Annotated in this window: 20 protein-coding genes; 13 read left to right on the top strand and 7 right to left on the bottom strand. The window is 57.1% G+C overall.

Annotated features, from left to right (window positions below):
* Window positions 1-12: 12 nt before the first annotated feature.
* A complete protein-coding gene (locus DSD31_RS16425) occupies window positions 13-1,080 on the top strand; it encodes a hypothetical protein (protein ID WP_015584701.1) in 1,068 nt (355 codons plus the stop codon).
* 253 nt (window positions 1,081-1,333) lie between these two features.
* On the opposite strand, the gene DSD31_RS16420 is transcribed toward DSD31_RS16425, so the two are convergent.
* Window positions 1,334-1,780 carry a GNAT family N-acetyltransferase gene (locus tag DSD31_RS16420; RefSeq protein WP_032717645.1) on the bottom strand — a complete coding sequence of 149 codons (447 nt, stop codon included), beginning with the start codon at window positions 1,778-1,780 and terminating at the stop codon, window positions 1,334-1,336.
* A 471-nt stretch (window positions 1,781-2,251) separates the two neighbouring features.
* Here DSD31_RS16420 and DSD31_RS16415 point away from each other — a divergent pair, with 471 nt between their 5' ends.
* The 7 genes from DSD31_RS16415 (at window position 2,252) to DSD31_RS16385 (ending at window position 8,616) form a co-directional block, all read left to right on the top strand.
* A complete protein-coding gene (locus tag DSD31_RS16415; RefSeq protein WP_004860282.1) occupies window positions 2,252-3,268 on the top strand; it encodes an iron ABC transporter substrate-binding protein in 1,017 nt (338 codons plus the stop codon).
* Window positions 3,269-3,292: 24 nt separating this feature from the next.
* On the top strand, window positions 3,293-4,867 hold the full coding sequence (locus tag DSD31_RS16410; protein WP_162786324.1) for an ABC transporter permease: 1,575 nt from the start codon (window positions 3,293-3,295) through the stop codon (window positions 4,865-4,867).
* Window positions 4,868-5,890: an ABC transporter ATP-binding protein gene (locus DSD31_RS16405; protein ID WP_069476100.1), complete on the top strand. Its 1,023-nt coding sequence runs from the start codon at window positions 4,868-4,870 to the stop codon at window positions 5,888-5,890.
* A 364-nt stretch (window positions 5,891-6,254) separates the two neighbouring features.
* Entirely contained in the window at window positions 6,255-7,310 is a 1,056-nt protein-coding gene (locus tag DSD31_RS16400) for a DarT ssDNA thymidine ADP-ribosyltransferase family protein (protein ID WP_004860289.1), read from the top strand.
* Window positions 7,311-7,314: 4 nt separating this feature from the next.
* A complete protein-coding gene (locus tag DSD31_RS16395) occupies window positions 7,315-8,040 on the top strand; it encodes a DarT1-associated NADAR antitoxin family protein (RefSeq protein WP_004860292.1) in 726 nt (241 codons plus the stop codon).
* A gap of 16 nt (window positions 8,041-8,056) precedes the next feature.
* Window positions 8,057-8,299: a hypothetical protein gene (locus DSD31_RS16390; RefSeq protein ID WP_015584697.1), complete on the top strand. Its 243-nt coding sequence runs from the start codon at window positions 8,057-8,059 to the stop codon at window positions 8,297-8,299.
* Window positions 8,296-8,616, top strand: coding sequence for a hypothetical protein (locus DSD31_RS16385; protein ID WP_015584696.1), 321 nt, complete (start codon window positions 8,296-8,298; stop codon window positions 8,614-8,616). Before DSD31_RS16390 ends, DSD31_RS16385 begins: the two co-directional genes overlap by 4 nt.
* 177 nt (window positions 8,617-8,793) lie before the next feature.
* Here the strand turns inward: DSD31_RS16385 and DSD31_RS16380 are convergent, their stop codons facing one another.
* From DSD31_RS16380 to hpxD, 3 genes are all read right to left on the bottom strand, one after another.
* Window positions 8,794-9,135: a hypothetical protein gene (locus DSD31_RS16380; protein WP_044023548.1), complete on the bottom strand. Its 342-nt coding sequence runs from the start codon at window positions 9,133-9,135 to the stop codon at window positions 8,794-8,796.
* Between the two features lie 220 nt (window positions 9,136-9,355).
* Window positions 9,356-10,330: a PDR/VanB family oxidoreductase gene (locus DSD31_RS16375; protein WP_113991188.1), complete on the bottom strand. Its 975-nt coding sequence runs from the start codon at window positions 10,328-10,330 to the stop codon at window positions 9,356-9,358.
* Window positions 10,331-10,343: 13 nt separating this feature from the next.
* Window positions 10,344-11,381, bottom strand: coding sequence for a molybdenum cofactor-independent xanthine hydroxylase subunit HpxD (hpxD, locus tag DSD31_RS16370; RefSeq protein WP_032717653.1), 1,038 nt, complete (start codon window positions 11,379-11,381; stop codon window positions 10,344-10,346).
* Window positions 11,382-11,507: 126 nt separating this feature from the next.
* Between hpxD and hpxR the strand changes: the two genes are divergently transcribed.
* Entirely contained in the window at window positions 11,508-12,425 is a 918-nt protein-coding gene (gene hpxR / locus DSD31_RS16365) for a LysR family hpxDE operon transcriptional regulator HpxR (RefSeq protein WP_004860304.1), read from the top strand.
* Here the strand turns inward: hpxR and hpxO are convergent.
* The gene (gene hpxO, locus DSD31_RS16360) at window positions 12,422-13,576 is read right to left on the bottom strand and encodes an FAD-dependent urate hydroxylase HpxO (protein ID WP_004860305.1); all 1,155 of its coding nucleotides are present in this window, start codon (window positions 13,574-13,576) and stop codon (window positions 12,422-12,424) included. The genes hpxR and hpxO overlap by 4 nt on opposite strands.
* A gap of 498 nt (window positions 13,577-14,074) precedes the next feature.
* Here hpxO and uraD point away from each other — a divergent pair, with 498 nt between their 5' ends.
* The gene (uraD, locus tag DSD31_RS16355) at window positions 14,075-14,575 is read left to right on the top strand and encodes a 2-oxo-4-hydroxy-4-carboxy-5-ureidoimidazoline decarboxylase (protein ID WP_004860307.1); all 501 of its coding nucleotides are present in this window, start codon (window positions 14,075-14,077) and stop codon (window positions 14,573-14,575) included.
* Window positions 14,572-14,898 carry a hydroxyisourate hydrolase gene (uraH, locus tag DSD31_RS16350; RefSeq protein ID WP_004860309.1) on the top strand — a complete coding sequence of 109 codons (327 nt, stop codon included), beginning with the start codon at window positions 14,572-14,574 and terminating at the stop codon, window positions 14,896-14,898. Before uraD ends, uraH begins: the two co-directional genes overlap by 4 nt.
* A 33-nt stretch (window positions 14,899-14,931) precedes the next feature.
* Here uraH and guaD read toward each other — a convergent pair whose 3' ends face one another.
* On the bottom strand, window positions 14,932-16,248 hold the full coding sequence (guaD, locus tag DSD31_RS16345) for a guanine deaminase (RefSeq protein WP_004860311.1): 1,317 nt from the start codon (window positions 16,246-16,248) through the stop codon (window positions 14,932-14,934).
* A 109-nt stretch (window positions 16,249-16,357) separates the two neighbouring features.
* Window positions 16,358-17,851 (bottom strand): NCS1 family nucleobase:cation symporter-1, encoded by a 1,494-nt coding sequence (locus DSD31_RS16340; protein ID WP_015584691.1) that lies wholly within the window; start codon window positions 17,849-17,851, stop codon window positions 16,358-16,360.
* 145 nt (window positions 17,852-17,996) lie between these two features.
* Here DSD31_RS16340 and DSD31_RS16335 point away from each other — a divergent pair, with 145 nt between their 5' ends.
* Together DSD31_RS16335 and hpxA are read left to right on the top strand one after the other, a co-directional pair.
* On the top strand, window positions 17,997-18,713 hold the full coding sequence (locus DSD31_RS16335) for a GntR family transcriptional regulator (RefSeq protein ID WP_015584690.1): 717 nt from the start codon (window positions 17,997-17,999) through the stop codon (window positions 18,711-18,713).
* On the top strand, window positions 18,713-19,462 hold the full coding sequence (gene hpxA, locus DSD31_RS16330) for an allantoin racemase (RefSeq protein WP_004860317.1): 750 nt from the start codon (window positions 18,713-18,715) through the stop codon (window positions 19,460-19,462). The genes DSD31_RS16335 and hpxA overlap by 1 nt, the downstream gene beginning before the upstream one ends.
* Window positions 19,463-19,469 lie beyond the last annotated feature (7 nt).

Here is a 19,469-nt window from a genome sequence, read left to right as displayed (position 1 = left end):
AAGGAGAATATTATGGAGACGATCAACAAACGTATATTCATCACGACCCGCTATCCCGTCAGCGCGCAACATGGTCGCCCGCCCATCGCGTTTCTGCAACAACTGGTGGAGACTCTGGATGGGTTACCCGATGATGTTTTTGCTGAAAATGAGCTTCATGATATCTATGCCGTCATGAAAGGTGTGCTTGGGCCTTACACCAGCCTTAAACACCGAAAAGCAGTGATGTGTGAAGTGCTTCGCGTGCAGGCGGGGTTTGAATCGGACTGGCGCTGGGATGCTGGCGTCGATTCGGGAAATCATCGTTCCCGGACTCACATTGAAAGCGAAGAGACCGGAGCCTTCCAGGTATCATTTGACAGTATTGGCACCAGACAATCGGCACTGCTGGGTTTTGCGAAACAGCATGGCATAGACACGGCAGAAACGTTCATTACTAAAATGAAAACGGACCACGGCCTGGCCGTGGAATATTGTGCCCGATTATTGCGGATCAGCACCGCCTGGTGCGGTACGATAAAAGACCCGACTAAGGTTATCTCCCACGTGCGGCGCGATGCCGTAGAGGAATTTCAGACATTCCTCTCGCCCCGAATATCGTCCCAAACGCTCTCCGCGGCAGGTATCGGGCCGCTCAGCGACAAAGATAAAATGATTGAGGTGATAAATATTGCCAGAACGCCAGCCCGTTATGAAAAAGTACAGGAGATTGCCGCGAGTGAGCTCTTTAAGCTAACCCATGAGAGCTGGCCACATGACGGCTGTGCGTTAAATCTGGCTAATCTCTTGCAGGAAGGTGGCATTGCCGTTCCCGATATTACGCAAGCATTAGCTTTGGGCAACTATCTTCACGATGAAAGAAAATGGCAAAAAATTCCTGTTGGACAACAGCAACCTGGAGATGTTGGTTCTACCTGCGGCCCGACGGCCCACCATGGTTATGATCATATTTATCTGGTGCTGGAACGCCAGGACAGCGACAAAATGGTGATTGTCGATAATCAACAACCCCTACCTCATGAACGACTCGCCAGCGGAAAGGGTAAAACACCGACGAAATTCTTTTTGCGCCCGGTCTGAAGCAACCAACAAAGATCGGCCTGGTTAGCGCGTAGCGTCTCTCCCGCTGCGGCCGGGGAACCGTCAACGCGAGCTGAAGCACAAGTCGGCAACTGCGTTATTTCAGCAGTTGCCGCGCAGGACCCACGCGATATTTGGCGGCTGGCCCTCTACGCTCATTCGGCGCTAAGCCTCCAAAGCATCTGCTCTGCATTCCTCGCTGGCAGCGTGCAGGGCGCGCAATCCCGATCTATTATCGCGGCGGCGAGAGCGGTTATTTATTTAGCAGCTTATTATAGACGTAGAAATCCGTGTCGCGTACGAAGCCATTTTTCTCATACAGCGCTTGTGCTCGCGTATTATCCGTTGCGGTACTGAGCATAATAAAAGCCGAGTCGGACTCTTTGGCTAACTGCCCGGCGCGGGCGATAAGCGCTTCAGCAACCCCCTGTTTACGGGACGAAGGATCAACAAACAAGTCATACAGTAACCAGATACGCTTCATTTCTAATGAGCAGAACAGCGGATACAGTTGCGTAAATCCCACGACTTTGTCGGCAATTTGAGCAAAGAAAATAGTCGATTCATTAAGCTGTAAGCGTTGCAGAATAAAATCACGCGCCTGCTCACGCTGGGTCCCGACATCATAAAATTCGCGATATGCAAGAAACAGCGGCAGGATTTTATCCACATCCTTGGGTTGCGCCTGATAAATATTCATCTTAAACCTCGTGGCAAAGACCCATTATTGTAGGCCGAATTATCCCACTGTAAATACCAACCTTGTGGGGGAACAAAATACTGACCATTTCACCCACAGCGCGCGGTGGGTGTGCGGAGGATTGAACGTGCCGTCAGCGGGCAGACCCGCTGCTATTGTGGCGCATATTCGCGCTCGCTGGCGTCCGGTGAGCTGATGGTGTAGGATTTTTGTTCGCGGCATAAATGCAATCTGGATCATATTTTTAATATTTTCCGCGAAAAACGATCGCATCTTAAGGTTGTTTTAATCTTTTATTTTATCTTGTTTTAAATAAAGCATTTTCAGATAAGAAAGCGATGCGGGGCAATATTTTTAACTGTTTTTATTTTATGGGAATTGTTTTCATTATCATTCCCATTTCTCTGTGTTTTAATCCTTTCCGGCCAGGCTATCGGCGGCCATTTATCCATTAATACTAAGGATTAGCACATGAATTTTCGCCTGTCGTCTTATTGCTCCGCCGCGCTCGTCGCTGCTTCTGTGTTTCTTGCTCCTCAGGTCCTGGCGGCCGAAAGCGGTGAAGGCATTGTTGTCTATAACGCGCAGCATGAAAATCTGGTCAAGTCGTGGGTGGATGGCTTTACCAAAGAAACCGGTATTAAAGTGACTCTGCGTAACGGCGGTGATAGCGAGCTGGGAAATCAGCTGGTGCAGGAAGGCGCGGCTTCGCCGGCTGACGTTTTCCTGACGGAAAACTCCCCGTCAATGGTCCTGGTCGACAATGCAAAATTATTCGCGCCGCTGAACGCCGACACCTTAAGTCAGGTGGCGCCGGAATTTCGCCCTGAGCACGGCCGCTGGATCGGCATCGCGGCGCGTAGCACCGTTTTTGTCTATAACCCGGAAAAAATCAGCGAAGCTCAGCTGCCGCATTCTCTGATGGATCTGGCGAAACCGGAATGGAAAGGGCGCTGGGCGGCATCGCCATCGGGTGCTGATTTCCAGGCCATTGTCAGCGCGATGCTGGCACTGAAGGGCGAGCAAGCGACGCTGGACTGGCTCAAAGCGATGAAAACCAACTTCGTGGCCTATAAAGGCAACAGCACCGTGATGAAGGCCGTCAATGCCGGGCAAATTGATGGCGGGGTGATTTACCACTACTACCGCTTTGTCGATCAGGCCAAAACCGGTGAAAACAGCAAAAACACCAAACTGTATTACTTCAAACATCAGGATCCGGGTGCTTTCGTGAGTATCTCCGGCGGCGGCGTGCTGGCCTCCAGCAAACATAAAGAGCAGGCGCAGGCCTTCATCAAGTGGATCACCGGTAAGCAGGGTCAGGATGAGCTGAGAACCAATAATGCCTTTGAATATGCCGTAGGTGTCGATGCCGCCTCTAACCCGAAACTGACGCCGCTGAAAGAACTGGATGCGCCGAAAGTAGAGCCTTCTTCGCTGAACAGCAAAAAAGTTATCGAACTGATGACGCAAGCTGGCCTGCTGTGATCCCTCCGGTGAAGTGAATACCTTATGTCTGGTCTGAGTATTACACTCGGAAAAAAAGTACGACGCCTGCCTGAGCCCAGGCGTCCTGCATTTCCGATGGTTGCATTAGCGGTACTGTTTTCATTATTAGCACTCCTCCCGCCGGGTTTTGTCGTTGCCGTGGGGATTGATACCGGATGGGAGACCATTAAGGCGCTGGTGTTCCGTCCGCGCGTCGGGGAGTTGCTCAGCAATACGCTGTGGCTCAGTGCCCTGACCGTCCCGGCGTGCATTGCGCTCGGCGTGACGGTCGCGTGGCTGACTGAACGCACGACCCTGGCAGGGCGGCAGGTCTGGTCGGCGCTGGCGGTTGCCCCGCTGGCGATTCCGGCGTTTGTTCAGAGCTATGCCTGGGTCAGCGCGGTGCCATCGATGCACGGCCTCTCCTCCGGCGTGTTCCTCTCGGTGCTTGCCTACTATCCCTTCATCTATATGCCGGTCGCGGCGGTGCTTCGCCGCCTGGATCCGACGCTGGAAGACGTTGCCGCTTCGCTGGGCACGCCGCCGTGGAAGGTTTTTTTCCGCGTGGTGTTACCGCAGCTGAAGCTGGCCATTTGCGGCGGCGCGCTGCTGGTGGCGCTGCACCTGCTGGCGGAATACGGCCTGTATGCGATGATCCGTTTCGATACCTTTACGACCGCGATCTATGACCAGTTCCAGTCCACGTTCAGCGGTCCGGCGGCCAATATGCTGGCCGGCGTGCTGGCGCTGTGCTGCCTGGCGTTCCTGCTGCTGGAGAGCGCCACCCGGGGGAAAGCGCGCTATGCCCGTATTGGCGCCGGGGCCGCGCGGGAGCAGAAACGCAAACGCATGAATGTGATGGCGACTCTCGCCGCACAGTCGCTGCTGGGTGCGCTGGTGCTGCTGGCGCTAGGGGTACCGCTGCTGGTGCTGTGTCGCTGGCTGTGGTTGGGGGGCCTCGAGAACTGGATGAACGCCGACCTGTGGCACTCTCTTCGCCAGACGCTGGTGCTGGGGGCCAGCGGTGCGCTGCTGACGACCGCCTGCGGTATCCCCATCGCCTGGCTGGGGATTCGCTACCCGCATCGTCTGTTTCGCCTGCTTGAAGGGTGCAATTACATGACCAGTTCGCTGCCGGGTATTGTGACCGCGCTGGCGCTGGTTACGGTGACCATCCACTATGCCCGGCCCATCTATCAGACTGAAGTGACGCTGTTTCTGGCCTACCTGCTGATGTTTATGCCTCGTGCGCTGATCAATCTTCGCGCGGGAATCGCCCAGGCGCCGGTGGAGCTGGAAAACGTCGCGCGGAGTCTGGGAAGAAGCCCGGGGCGGGCGCTGTGGAGCATCACGCTGCGTCTCGCCGCGCCGGGCGCGACGGCCGGGGCCGCTCTGGTCTTTCTCGGCGTCAGCAACGAACTGACCGCGACGCTGCTGCTTTCACCGCTGGGAACCCGTACGCTGGCCACCGGCTTTTGGGCACTAACCAGCGAGATAGATTATGTCGCTGCGGCGCCCTACGCGATGCTGATGATCGCGATTTCTCTACCGTTGACCGGTGTGCTCTATCACCAGTCGAAAAAAATTGCAGGTCTGTAAATGCTGGAATTAACCTCGATCTCAAAATCTTTTGCCGATGTTCAGGTGCTGGATAACCTTTTTCTGTCGGTGGCCCCCGGCAGCCGCACGGCCATCGTCGGGCCGTCTGGCTCCGGAAAAACAACGCTGCTGCGTATTCTCGCCGGGTTTGAAACGCCGGATGCCGGGCGCATCGTGATGCAGGGCAGAACGCTGTTTGATGAGGGGGTGTTTATTCCCGCCCATCAGCGCGGCATCGGTTTCGTCCCGCAGGAGGGAGCCTTGTTCCCGCACCTTAACGTCGCCGACAATATTGCCTGGGGCTTAGATTGCTCCCGGCAGGAGAAGCGCCGTCGGGTCGCGGCATTGATGGAGATGGTGTCGCTGGATGGGCAGCTGGCCACGCACTGGCCGCATGAAATATCCGGCGGCCAGCAGCAGCGCGTGGCCCTCGCCCGGGCGCTGGCGCAGCGGCCATCGCTGATGCTGCTGGATGAACCTTTTTCCGCCCTCGATACCGGGCTTCGTGCCACTACGCGAAAGGCGACGGCAGACCTGCTTGCCCAGGCCGGCGTCGCCGCGATTCTGGTGACCCACGATCAGAATGAAGCGCTGTCGTTTGCCAGCCAGGTTGCGGTGATGCGTCAGGGGCGCTTTACCCAGGTGGGCACCCCGTTTGAGGTCTATTCGCGGCCCGCCGATGAAGCCACGGCGCTGTTTCTGGGCGATGCGCTGGTGCTTCCTGCCGAGCTTCAAGGCGGACGGGCGCAGTGCGCGATTGGCGCGCTGCTGACCGATAATGACGATATCACCGGGCAGGGGCGGGTTATGCTGCGTCCGGAACAGCTGATGATCACGCCTTGCCAGAATGAGGAGAGTGCCGTCACCATCCTCGACGTGGATTTTTCCGGCCATTTGTCGACTTTAACGCTGGCGATCGCGCAGCAGACGCTGACCCTGAAAACCGTCAGCCGGGCGGACTGGGTGCCGGGCCGCCGGGTACATATTGAGGTCAGCGGTAAAGGGCGGGTGTTTATTCCTTAATAAATGAAAATCGCGCCAGGGTATTTCTGGCGTCATTTATTCTACCGGCGACCGTGACGTGGATGAATAATATCGGCACGCACGGTCTGGCGGCTAAAAATGCTGATTGCGGATCCCTGTCGGCTAATCGCGCCGCATTTTCGCGCCCGTCATGCCGGCGTACAGGCTAGTGTTAGCCCTTGAGTTAACTGAATGAATCGATTAATGTGAGTCGTCGTTCACCCATCCTTTGCACGTTCCGTGGGGCCTCTGAACAACTAAAAATACGAATAAGATAACACTCACTTCCTCTTTGCTATCGGTGAAGCGTAACGGCGTGCGCGGTAATGCACAATAAGAGAATAATGATAGTGCTGGAGTTCATATGTGGACTGTGATTGGCATTTTTTTAGTTCTGGTTTTTATCGGCAATGTAATAAAGAAAAAAGAAACGCCCCCTACTAAAACAGGTAGTCGGGTGGCCGAGCCGTTGGTTGACGTTGAAAAACGAAAAGCATATACCCTGCAGGTTGACCCGGTAAAGCCGGTGACGAAGCCGCGGATGCTTTTGGGTGATATAGCGACGGATGACAAGGCGCCGCGCTCGTTAATGGTCGATGTAAATAAGGCTGCGCCCGGTATTACGATAGCGGAAGCGCTAAATCTTATTATGCATATCGACGGGTTTAAAGAGTATATGTTAACGCGCTATGCAATAACGGGATTAACTCACCTGGCACCGGCTTATATGTCCGATGTCCATGATAATTTCATGCGTTTAATTGTGAATAAACCCTTCTATGCTATTCAGCAATTTAACTGGGCACGAGTCATTGATTTTTCTTCTACCCCGCGGAGAAATATTTCTTCGTTATATCACTTTAGCCACCTGTCAAATCTGAGAAGCATATTTAAATCTGGGATTATTAGCCGCCAACGACTCGAAGAGGGTGGGCACCGTTTTCACTATAATGATGAACTGAGGCTGGAGGGGGTAAGGGATGCGATTTCCCTGTCGTTAGGCGAGGTGAATAAAAAAATGCTCTACAAATATTCCCAGGGGCTGCGCGATCGTGACTGGGTGATCTTCAAAATTAAAAAAGAGCTAATTAGCGGACCCACCCAACCTTCATTCGATCATCGGGCTTTGCTCAAACGAGCCATTTTTTGCCACCACAACGCGGCGTCTTCCGCTGTCAGAGCCATCAGCGTGGAGCAGCGGCAAAAACATCAGGCTTTCCAGGCGATGTTTTGCGGTGATAATCATCAAGATTCCGGCGATCGCCCGTATGATATCCAGGCCGAAATTTTATATTCTGGCGAGATCCCAGTCTGGTTTATTAGTGACGTTATTTTTTATTCCGCGGATAAGATCCCGCCGTGGTTACGCGACTATACGGTGAACATCGTGGTTGACCCTTCACATTTTTCTTTCAGGTGAGTTTATGGCCGTTCGTCCCGTCTTTATCCCGACCCGAGAAGGGGAGGCGCTGGTTGACATCGTTAACGTGGATTTCAGCTGGTCACCGGGTCTGGCGGTCAGCCAGAAACAAAAGTCTATTGCCGCGCTGCATGACGGTTACGCCCGGATGTCGCCGGGAGCAAAGATTCTTGAAGTATCCAGTAAATCTCCGGATGCACTGGGCGTTCAGCTCAGCGCCTTTAACATGGGCGTCGGTAGCCTCGGCGGACAATTTATCAGCGTGGAATCGCTGTTCCAGTCTTCGAAAGTGTTTACCGATAGCGGAACGGTACGCGGGCCCTTTCGCGAGCTGATGCGAAAGGCGCCAAAAGAGGCCCGGCGCGCGGAGGTGCTCAAAACTTCGGGGCGCTTAACCCACTTTTCCTTTCAGCCCAACGAGGCGCGTGAACCGGTTATCTGGCCGCTGGAGCCGAAAAGCGCGTTCTATGACTGGCTGTATCTCAACGCGCTGTACCACTCGCCTTGTAAAGAGCAGGTGCTGAACTATTCGGCCTTTACCGATATCGAATTTAATCCGGCGAAATCGGTCAACTGCCAGGCCTACTCCGTGGCGCTGTGGTGCGCGCTACGCCAGCGGCAATTGTTAACAGCGGCTATTCCCCCGCGAGATGCGTTCATCGCACTGATCGAACGCTTCACCATTTACAACACCAGCGATGGCGATCTCCGCAATATGTCTCTTTTCTAACTAATCAGGAGCGATAATGGCAAGGCAACGACTCAATGGCGATATCCCTGTGCCGACCGCTTCTGCGGCAGATACCTTTGACGATATTCCGCAGGCGCGTAAGCAGGCGATTCGGGAAGAGGTGATGGACGACTATTACGCGCGCCTCCAGGCTGTGAAAAAAGAGGTGGATGCGATGACCATTACCCAGCGCGAAATGTTTCACCGTAGTCTGACGGAGACGCTGGCATTGCTGTCGGTCGGGGAGACGAAAAAATGAATGAGAATAAAATCCTGGCCGCCGTTGCTGAATCTCTTAGTAAAACCCACGACGCCATCAACCAGGCCAATAATGCGCTCGGGACGCTGGCACGCGAGTATTTGTATCGCTCAATGCTGGAGAGCGCGCTCTCCGGCGAGCTGATTGCGATGGAAGCGGCCTTGAAATCGGTGCAGGAGCGTATCAAGCGCCAGGAAAAACATGAGGCGATGCTGGCGGAAATGGATCCCCAAAATCGGGAGGCGTTTAACGCGCTGTACGAAGAAAACAGGGCCAGATACGCCCGGCTGCTGAATGAAAAACACCCCGGAAAGTAAGCCGCCATCGCTGTATTCCGGCGGCGAAAAAAAAGCCAGCCAGGAACTGGCTGGCAAAGTTTCGGATACAACTCCATATTATGATTGGTGTTTCGGGGGAACCTGAACACCTGTCTGGACACGGCGGTAGACGCTGCAATACCCAGAAAGCTGGCCAGCTATCGTCGCCTCGCGGGGTTATTCTCCGGCCAGCAGCTTTTTGCAACTGTAGATAAACGCGCTGGAACGCCGGGTTAACCCTTCAATCTCCCTCGGCTTCATGCCGTTACGCAGATGGGTCATAATCCATTGCCGATCGGCGTCGACATGGGAGCGGCAGTGGTATTTCGCTGCCTCTTTCTCTACTTTTTGCTGCGCCAGCAGGGCGGCGATCTCCTGCTGCTTTTGGCGGGCTATCGGCGCCAGCTCGCTGTCGTCGTGTCGCGCTATTTCGTTCCAGATCGCTAAGGCGCGCCGCAATAATCCCCGCTCCTGCAGACTTTGCGCCTGAATCTGTTTCTCTTGCAGTGTTGTTACCATGATATCGGCACGGCCCGTTCGCTGTGGGGTTATTTGTCATACAAATATGGCGATGATTGATTCAGAAAGAAAATGAATAATTTTTATCTTAATTATGAATGAATGGCATGATTTTATATCTTGCTGATTATAATAAATTTTATTGTGATGCGCGGGAGAGGGCAGGTCCGGCGTCTGAGAGGCTGGTGTGCGCTATCATCAGACCCCGGAAAGATAAAAATTACAAATCAATCAGCAAGTTGGCCGAGCGGCTGCGGGAGCAGCACAGGGCTATCTGCTGCGCGGCGGCGGCTTTCTCGGCCTCTGACTGTACCGTATCACGATGATCGGCCTCGCCGGCCATCAGCGGGGTCAGGCAGGCGCCACACATCCCCATTTCGCAGGAGAGCGCCACGGCAACGCCATGTTCCTGCAGCACCTGGGCAATGGTTTTATCGCCCGGGACCGGCCACGTCTCGCCCGACGACGCCAGGGTGACGGTAAACGTATCCTGACCATTGGTCGCCGCGGCGACCTTCAGCGGCTGGAAGGCTTCGCTGTGAACCTGCGCCTCGGGCCAGTTTTTTTCCGCCGCAATCCGCCGGGCGGTAGCCATAAAACCCGACGGGCCGCAGAGATACAGATGGTGGTCGGCGCGCGCATCGCCCAGCGTATCAGCCAACGATGCGCGTGGACTTTGCCCTTCATCTGAACAATGGACCACGCAGGTGCCGTGGCTGATGATTTTTGCCATTTCGCCGACAAAAGCCGCATTTTCCCGACGTTTAACGTAATAATGCAGCTCAAACGGCGTGCCCACCGCGTCGAGATACAGCGCCATGGTATACAGCGGCGTGATGCCAATGCCGGCGGCCAGCAGCGTTACCTGTCGCGCAGGCTGCAGCGCAAACAGATTGCGCGGCGGAGAGATAAGCAGCGTCTGGCCCGGGCGCAGCGTCTCATGAATATAACGTGACCCGCCGCGGGAGGCCTCCTCCCGGCTAACGCAGATCAGATAAGCGTCGGCACCCGCTTCGGCGTGGGGACCGGTAAGCGAATACTGGCGAATTATCCCGCAGGGCAGGTGAACATCAATATGCGCCCCCGGCAGCCAGCCGGGAAGCGGTCTGCTATCCTGGGCTAACAATTTGATAGCGAGGCTTTTGTCCCCCTCGCGCCACAGGCCATCAACAACCACCTTCAGTACGTCACTCATCACTCTTCTCCCTTTACACCAGGAAAAACTCACCAAAGCCCATTTTCTTCAGGCTACGACGATAGGCGATTGAACTGCGATCGGCGGGAATATGCGCCTCAAGCGTTAAGTCCAGCGGCAGTCGTTCCGGACGCTGGGTCTCCACCATCAGACGGTCTTCCTCGAACACGCGCAGGTTGAAGGCATGTACCTCTTCGACCGGCACATGCAGATCAAAATTGCGCGCAATGGGGGCAAACATTCGGGTCATCCGCGATGAGACCGGTGAGGCGGCATTCATGATCACCAGTCGGGCCTCGCCGGGGAAATGGATGGTCAGGGTCGCCGTGAAGGGCAGGTGCAACTCAAAATGGCGCAGCCACTGGAAGCCGTCCGGGGCCCGAAATTCAGAGCTGGCCGGGTAATTGCCGACCGAACTCCAGTAGTCGGCGGTGAAGCCAAAGGGGGTCTCCTGCGGGATATAGTCGGGAACCAGCTGATTATCGGGATCCGCAAAGGTGTCGGTATGGATCCAGGCGAAGTGGGCAACATCGAGAAATCCCTCGACCTGGCGGCCGGCAAAGCCATTGACCTCAAATCCGGGGCAGTTAATCTGCTGGAAGCCCTCATCGTCCCAGTGGGGAAGGGTGGGCAACGGCATTGGGTTTTCCGCGTCGAAAGCCAGGCAGGTCCAGATCAGCCCGTAGCGCTCTTCGACCGCGTAGCAGGTAAGATTAAGCTTCGCCGGCACCGGACGATCGGGGCTTGAGGGAATGCGGTTGCAGAGGCCATCCTCCCCGAAGCGCAGGCCGTGATAGGGACAAACGATCCCTTCTCCATCATGGAAGCCCAGCGTCAGCGGCACGCCGCGGTGCGGGCAGACGTCGCGCGCAACCACGACCTGCCCCTTAACGCGATAGATAACCAGCTGTTCATCCAGCAACACTGCTTTCACCGGCGCGGCGCCAATATCTTCGGCGCGGGCGACCGGATGCCAGCAGCGGGCCAGGCGTAGCCAGTCTTCAGGATCGAAAGTGCAATGGGCGGGGGGCGTTGGCGCGGCTCTGTTCATGATTTTCCTTCCTGCTCACAGAATACATTTGTTTAATTGTTGTGAGTTTATTGTTGTCATATTAGGGTGTTGACATCCATCAGCATTATTTCACTCACCCGTTGCAAAAAAGAGGACAGGGTAGGCATGAGTCCGTTTTCGCGTTTTGCGCTCTATTTTGCTGAAGTCGCCCGCAGCGGCAGCCTGCGTCGCGCCGCTGAAAAGCTGCATATTTCGGCTTCGGCGATCAATCGCCAGATCCTGCAGGCCGAAGAGGCATTTGGTACGCCGCTGTTCGAACGTCTACCGGAAGGTCTGCGGATGACGGCCGCCGGCGAGCTGCTGTATGACAATCTGCTGCGCTGGCAAAAAGAGTTTCGCCTGACCCGGCAAAAGTTTGATGAGCTGCAGGGGCTGAAGCGTGGAACGGTCAGCGTGGGGATGGTGCAGGCGCTGGCGGAGGGGAGCTTTGCCGCGGCGCTGGCCGATATCATCGGCACCTGGGACTGGCTGGAGCTGGTTTTGCAGGTGGCCGACAGCCATACGGTCAGTGAAAAAGTCCGTCAGGCCGATCTTGATTTCGGCCTGATTCTTGATCCGGAAGGCCAGGCGGGGCTGAGCGTACTGGCGTTTGTTGAACTGGAAATGGGGGTGGTCATGCGTCCGGATAATCCCCTGGCGGATGCGGCTACGCTCTCGCTGGGGGAGCTCAGCCAGCAGCGCCATATCGTCCCTGGCGCTCCGCTGATTGTGCACGACCGTGTCGGCATGCTCTATCGCCATTATGATTTTAGCCCGGCCAATAGCATCAGCTGCAACGATATCCGGCTGATTAAATCGCTGGTGCTGAAGGGCAGCGGCGTGACCGTTCTGAGCCTGCTGGATGTTCTGGATGACGTGAAAAGCGGCCAGCTGGCGTTTGTTCCGCTGCGCAATAAGCTGCTGCGGCCGCTTACGCTGGCGCTGTGTACGGCGCCATCGCGCCAGCTATCTCGCCCGGCGCAAATGGCGATTCAAAAATTGACGGCGGTGATGGAGGAGATGCAAACCGTTGGCGGAGGTTAGCCCAGCGGGCCGCCCTGGATGGTTTCACACAGGCCATTGATAATTCGCTCCCCGGTCTCCTCCTTGAGCTCCTGATACCACGCCTGGGTCAGAGCCATATCTTTCCCGTGCGTGATGTCGCAGCGCTTGCGCGCCTTGAGTATCAGGTCGCGCACGCGCGCGCAGCGCAGCGCTTCGTACTGCCGCAGCGCGGAAACAATCTCGCGATTTTCCAGGAAAATATTGCCCAGCACCACCGCATCCTCCATTGCCGCGCAGCCGCCCTGTCCGATGTCCGGGGTCGTGCTGTGTCCGGCGTCGCCGAGCAGCGCGACCTTGCCGCGCACCAGGGTATCGAAGGGCTCAATGTCATGGATTTCAACGCGGTTGGTCGTCTGTGGATCCAGAGCGGCAATCAGTTTTTGTACCGCTGGCGCCCAGCCGCTGAAGTAGCGGCTGAGATCGTCGCGCAAAGTGTGCCGATCTTCGGCCAGACCGGCGGGCAGCGGAACATCAAAGAAGAAATAGAAACGGCCATGCGCCACCGGCATCAGCGAGACGCGCTTGCCTTCACCAACGAAGGTGGTCCACTGATCCGCCGGCGCAATGCTCTCATCGATATCCACCAGTCCATTCCAGTTGACGTAACCCGCATAGCGGCGCTCGGGCTTATGACCAAGTACATAGGGGCGCAGCGCCGAGTGGCTGCCGTCGGCGGCGATCAGAAAATCACCGTGGGCCGTGGTCCCGTCGCTAAACCAGACGGTCACGCCGTCGGCGTTTTCTTCCGCACGGGTCACCCGTTTACCAAACTGCACCGCCTCGCGTCCCCAAAAGTCGAGCATCTCCCTTTGCAGTTCGCTACGTGACACGGGGCAGGGGCGGCCGCCGGTGCGTTCAACCAGCGGGGCAAGGCTAAACCGGGTCAAGGTTTCTCCGCCCTGATACTCTTTATAGGCTAAAAAGTGCATCGGGCCGCCGTAGGTTTCGATGATCTCGCCCATGCCGAGGTTTTTCATGCACTTCACGCCGTTTGGCCAGATGGAGATCGCCGCGCCGACCGGTTTTATCTCTTTCACCGCCTCAAACACCTCGCAGGTGATTCCCGCATTCTTCAAGGCCACCGCCGCGCTCAGACCGCCGATGCCGGCACCAATCACTAATGCTTTCATGCTGTTCTCCTTATATTGCGTCATCAGGAGGTGAGCAATTTGCGTACCAGCTTGCGCAAAGCACCAAAATCGGCCTTGCGGCGACAGCACGGCAAGGTTTCGCACTCATCTGGTGCGTTGGAGGGTGGCAACTGCCATTTTATGAACTAAAAATTTCTTAATGGTGATGACGGAATCGAAAGTTTCATGAATGGCGCCCCCCTGATGAGCGGACAAGCAACGGTGTCATAGGATAATTATCATTAATAAACAATCGGTTATTGAACTCTGCAACTGATGAGAGATCCGCGGTGCCACTCTGGCCTGCTTTGTGCACTGTGCAGACAACGTTGATGTGAAACAGGGGAATGATAATGTTGCAAAACAAGAACCGCGGTCAGTTTACGGCCGGGACAATGGGCAATGGCGCTGGATCATGTCGGCGCGGTCAACGGCTGGCGACGACCCTGCGCCGGGCGATATCACGCGGACAACGCGGGGCGGCGGCAAGGAGCGACAATGATCCCGCTGACTCACTTTAACCAACTTCCTCCCGACGAGGCCGCGCGTCTGCTGGAACCGTGCGTGGCGATTGATAGCTGGGTGACGGCGCTGGTGCAGGCCCGGCCATATCCGGACCTTGCGACGCTGCATGCCGTGGCGCGGCAGACGTCGCTGGCGTGGGGCGAACCGGAACTGGATCTGGCGCTGAGCGCGCATCCGCGCATTGGCGAAAAACCCGCCGCCCGGCACGGGCATGCCGCGCTGTCGCGGCAGGAACAGGCGGCGGTCAACGATCGTGACGCGTCGCTCATCCAGGCGTTAACGGAGGGGAACGCCCGCTACGAAGCGCGCTTTGGCCGGGTATTCCTGATTCGCGCCACGGGCCGCAGCGGGGAGGAGATACTGCAGGCGCTGGGGCAACGACTGACCCACAACGCGGCGCAAGAGGTTGCGTCCGCGCTGGCACAGCTCCGTGAAATTACCTTATTACGACTAACGGGAGTCATTGGCGAATGAATACGTTAAGTACCCATATTCTGGATATTTCCACCGGTAAGCCTGCACAGGGAGTGGCGGTCAATCTGCTGCGGGGAGGGCAATCTATCGCCAGCGGCATCACGGATGAAAAGGGGCGTATCGCGTCGCTGGCGCCGGGCAAGCTAACCGCCGGTCGCTACCGGCTGGTGGCGGAGACGGGCGACTGGTTCACACGCGGCGGCCTCGAGACGCTGTATCTGTGCGCGCAGATTGATTTTGCGATTGCCGAGGAGGCGGATGAGCATTTCCATCTGCCGTTCTTGATTGCCCCGGGGGGCTGGTCAACCTATCGCGGAAGCTGAGCGCACCGACGCCCGGCGGCTGGCCGGGCTTATTTATTCCGCCTCTCTCTGCCAGACGCACTCGCCGTTGACCCAGGTCTGGTGAATATTGCGTTCGTCGCCCAGCGTCATCAGGACAAACAGCTGTTCGTAAATATCCTGACAGCGGGAGAGGCGCAGCCGCTGCAGCGGCGTCACCCCTGGCGTGATGGCGACAAAGTCGGCCTCTTTTCCCGGCTGGAAGTTGCCAATCCTCTCATCGAGACACAGCGCGCGGGCTCCTCCCAGCGTAGCATGGTAAAACGCTTCGCTGGCACGCAGACGATAGCTTTGCAGCTGTGCCACTTTATAGGCTTCACCCAGAGTGCGTAGCATACTGAAGGTCGTCCCCGCGCCGACGTCGCTGCCGATGCCAATACGCACCTTCTGCTGCCAGCTGGTGGGCAAGCGGAACAGACCGCTGCCGAGAAACAGGTTTGAGGTCGGGCAGAAGGCGAGCGCCGAGCCGGTTTCGTGCAGGCATCGCCACTCCGCATCGGCGAGATGAATTCCGTGGGCAAATACGCTGCGTTCGCCGGTTAAGCGGTAGTGGTGATACACATCAAGATAGTGCTCATGCTCCGGCCACAGGCTTTTCACCCACGCAATCTCATTGAGGTTTTCGCTCAAATGGGTATGCAGCCAGGTATCCGGGAACTCTTCCCGCAGGCGTTGAACCGCCGTCAGCAGCTCTGGCGTCGACGTAGGGGCAAAACGCGGCGTGATGGCGTAGCCGAGGCGGCCCTGATGGTGCCAGCGCTGAATGAGCTCCCGGGTCTGCCGGTAGCTCTGCTCCGCCGTTTCACTCAGATAGTCCGGAGTGTGGCGGTCCATCATCACTTTACCGGCGAGCAGGCGCATATTCAGCCGCAGGGCTTCGGTAAACAGCGCATCGACCGATTCGGGATGCAGGGTACAAAACACCAGCGCGGTGGTGGTGCCGTGGCTCAGCAGCTGGTTGATAAAGAACTGCGCGATCTCTGCGGCATACTCTTCATCACAAAACTGACTCTCCACCGGAAAGGTGTAGGTGGTCAGCCACTCCAGCAGCTGCTCGCCGAAGGCGCCAATCATCTCAGTTTGCGGATAATGCACGTGCGCATCGACAAAACCGGGGAGCAACAGCTGCCCGCGCAGATCGAGATAGCCTGTTTGCGGATGCAGGTACCGTTCGCCCTCCTGCCACGGCAGCAGCGCCTGAATTTTTCCCTGCTGGATAAACAGCACGCCATCATCAAGGTAGCGCGCATGGCGAGCGATATCGTCGGCGCTGTCGGCGATGCGGGCGATATCGAAAAAAGCGCCGCGAACGGCGGTGTGGTATTCAATCATCAGGACAACCTTCTTTGTTCCAGACAGGGGCAGGGGTATTGAGCAAAATTAATGCCAGTTTGCCGGACGGGAGATACCGCGGCGCAGCGCCGCGGCAAAAGGGAGCGGGCTACTCTTTCTGGGCAAGCGGGCGGGAGGTCAAGCGCGATGCGGCGGGGGCGCGATCGTCGCGGGCGATCCAGCGATAGGCCGCGCCGCTCAGGAAGACGCCGATAAACCAGCTAAAGTTCGCCACTTCATGCAGGGCCGGAATAAAGCTAATCACCAGACCGATCGCCACCGATGGGATCAACGCCGCAATGGCTTTCGGGTTAAAGCCGTTGCGATACCAGTACTGACCCTGCGGCGTGGCATCAAACAAGTCGTCGACGGACACCTGGCCACGCTTAATCAGGTAGAAGTCGACAATCAGAATACCAAACAGCGGGCCGATAAAGGCGCCCAGAACATCCAGCGTATAGTGAATCAGCTCCGGTGAGTTAAACAGGTTCCACGGCGTGAGCACAATGGAGCCGACCGCGGCGATCATGCCGCCGGTACGGAAGCTGATTTTCTGCGGTGAGCAGTTGGAGAAGTCAAACGCCGGTGAGACAAAGTTGGCGACAATATTGATACCGATGGTGGCCGTAATCATCGTCAGCAGACCAATGGCGACCGCCAGGTCGTTCCCCACGCGGCTGACGGTTTCAATCGGGTCGGTGATCATCCGGCCGAACAGCGACTGGGTGCCGGAGACAATCACCACGGTAACGATCGAAAACAGCAGGAAGTTAAACGGCAAACCCCAGCGATTACCGCGGCGGATTTCCCCCATGCTTTTGCCGTAGCGCGAGAAGTCGCCGAAGTTCAGCAGCGGGCCGGAGAAGTAGGAGACCACCAGCGCAGTGGCGGTGATCATCTGCCAGGTCTGCTCGCCGGCGGTCAGCGATTTGCTGGCCAGAGTAAAGGAAATACCGTCAAAGCCGGTTTTGTATACAATCCAGCCCGCCAGCGCCAGCATCACCACGTAGACCGCCGGCCCGGCAATATCAATAAAGCGCTTAATGGCGCTCATCCCGTGCCAGAAAACCATCGCCTGCAGCAGCCACATGGTGGCGAAACAGAGCCATCCGAGGTGCGACAGGCCAAGAAAGGAGGCTGCGGTTAATGTCGCCAGCGAAGGCCAGAACTTGAGCAGCACCAGCATCAGCGCGTTGGCCGCCAGATAGGTCTGAATGCCGTACCAGGCGAAGGCGATAAGACCGCGGATCACCGCCGGGATATTGGCGCCAAAGACGCCAAATGCCTGACGACAGATGACCGCATAGGGTACCCCCGCCATCTGGCTCGGCTTCGCCACCAGGTTGGCGCACAGCTGGACGATACAAATTCCCACCAGCAGGCAGAGAAGGACCTGCCAGCTGGCCAGCCCGAGCGTGAAGAAGCTCGCCGCGACCACGTAGCCTCCCATGCTATGGACGTCGGACATCCAGAAAGAAAAGATGTTGTACCAGCTCCAGTTCTGGTCGCGCGTCGGCGCCAGATCCTCATTACACAGCCGTGGGCTGTAGCCGACGGTGGAGTCAGCGGCCTTAACCTGATGGGTATGTTGTCTGTTTGGCATGAAACCTGCTCCTCTGAATGAAAACCCTTTTACGTTACTGGTTGAGGCTGTTGCAGGATTCAGGCCAGAATCGTTAATCTTGTATACAAGAAATTTATTTTATGTATACGATTGGCTATCGAAAAGTAAAATCCGGAGTGGGTGAATGCGTAATGAAAACCGTCAGCAGGCCGCGGCAGCGCCGCATGACAAGGATGAATCCATCTATCAGGCCCTGATGACCGCCATCGTCGAACATCAGCTCCTGCCGGGCAGCAGGTTGCCGGAGGAGGCGCTGGCCGAAGTGTTCGGCGTGAGTCGGACCGGGATCCGCAAGGTGCTGCAACGACTCAATGCTGTGCAAATGGTGACATTAGCGCCCAAACGTGGTGCACAGGTCGCCAGCCCGACGGTGGAAGAGGCGCGGGAGATCTTCCGCACCCGCGCGCTGCTGGAGGTGGCGAACCTGCCCGATGTCATCGCCCGCTGCCAGCCACCGCACCTGGCGGCGCTGGAGGCGATTATTCGCCAGGAGCAGCAGGCGCATGAAACCGGTGATGGCCCGGCGGCGATTCGCTTTTCCGCCGAATTTCATATTCAGCTGCAGGCCATTTCCGGCAATCAGGTCCTCACCGAAATGGTGACCCGCCTGAGTCAGCGCTCTTCATTAGTGATTGCGGCATGGGGGGCGCCGTGGCGTCAGGGCTGTCGCTGCGACGATCACCAGCAGCTTGTCCAGCTGCTGCGGCAAAAAGCGCTGCCGCCCCTCAGCGCGGCGTTAACGCACCATTTTGAACATATTGTTGCCAGCCTCTGCTTTGAGCGGGCTGGTGAATGCCTGCCTGATTTTGCCCGGCTCTTTGCCGGCGACAAGGAGTCCTGATGGCCGCTATTTGTATACAAGTGATTAATCCCAACACCAACGCCGGGATGACCGACACCATCGCGACCGCCGCCCGCATGGCGGCGGCGCCGGGGACCGAGATTATGGCGGTCTCTTCACGGGAAGGGGTGCCGTCCATTGAAGGCCATTTTGATGAAGCCATCGCCGCCGTCGGCGTGCTGGAGCAGATTCAGGCCGGCCGCCAGCAGGGCGTTTCGGGCCACGTCATCGCCTGTTTCGGCGATCCGGGATTGCTGGCGGCCCGCGAACTGGCGCAGGGGCCGGTGATCGGCATTGCCGAAGCGGCGATGCATATGGCCACGCTGGTAGCCACGCGCTTTTCCATTGTGACCACGCTGCCGCGTACGCTGATCATCGCCCGCCATCTGCTGCACCAGTATGGATTTTACGACCACTGTTCCGGGCTACACGCCATCGATCTGCCGGTGCTGGCGCTGGAAGACGGCAGCGGCGTGGCGCAGGAGAAGGTGCGCGCGCGCTGTATCCAGGCATTAAAAGAGGATGGCTGTGGCGCCATCGTGCTGGGCTGCGGCGGAATGGCGACCCTGGCCCAGGAGCTGACCCGCGAACTGCAGGCGCCGGTCATTGATGGCGTCAGCGCAGCGGTAAAAATGGTGGAGTCGCTGGTGGCGCTGGGGCTGTCGACCAGCAAACGCGGGGACCTGGCGTTCCCGGAAGCCAAAACCCTGAGCGGTAAATTTCAGGCATTCAATACATTTTCAATTTAAGGGGTGG

Origin of the sequence: Klebsiella sp. X13 (assembly GCF_003323835.1) — a bacterium.
Taxonomy (GTDB): Bacteria; Pseudomonadota; Gammaproteobacteria; order Enterobacterales; family Enterobacteriaceae; genus Klebsiella; species Klebsiella ornithinolytica.
Note: the sequence above shows the minus strand (reverse complement) of the source record. Positions and strands in the feature narration are given on the sequence as shown.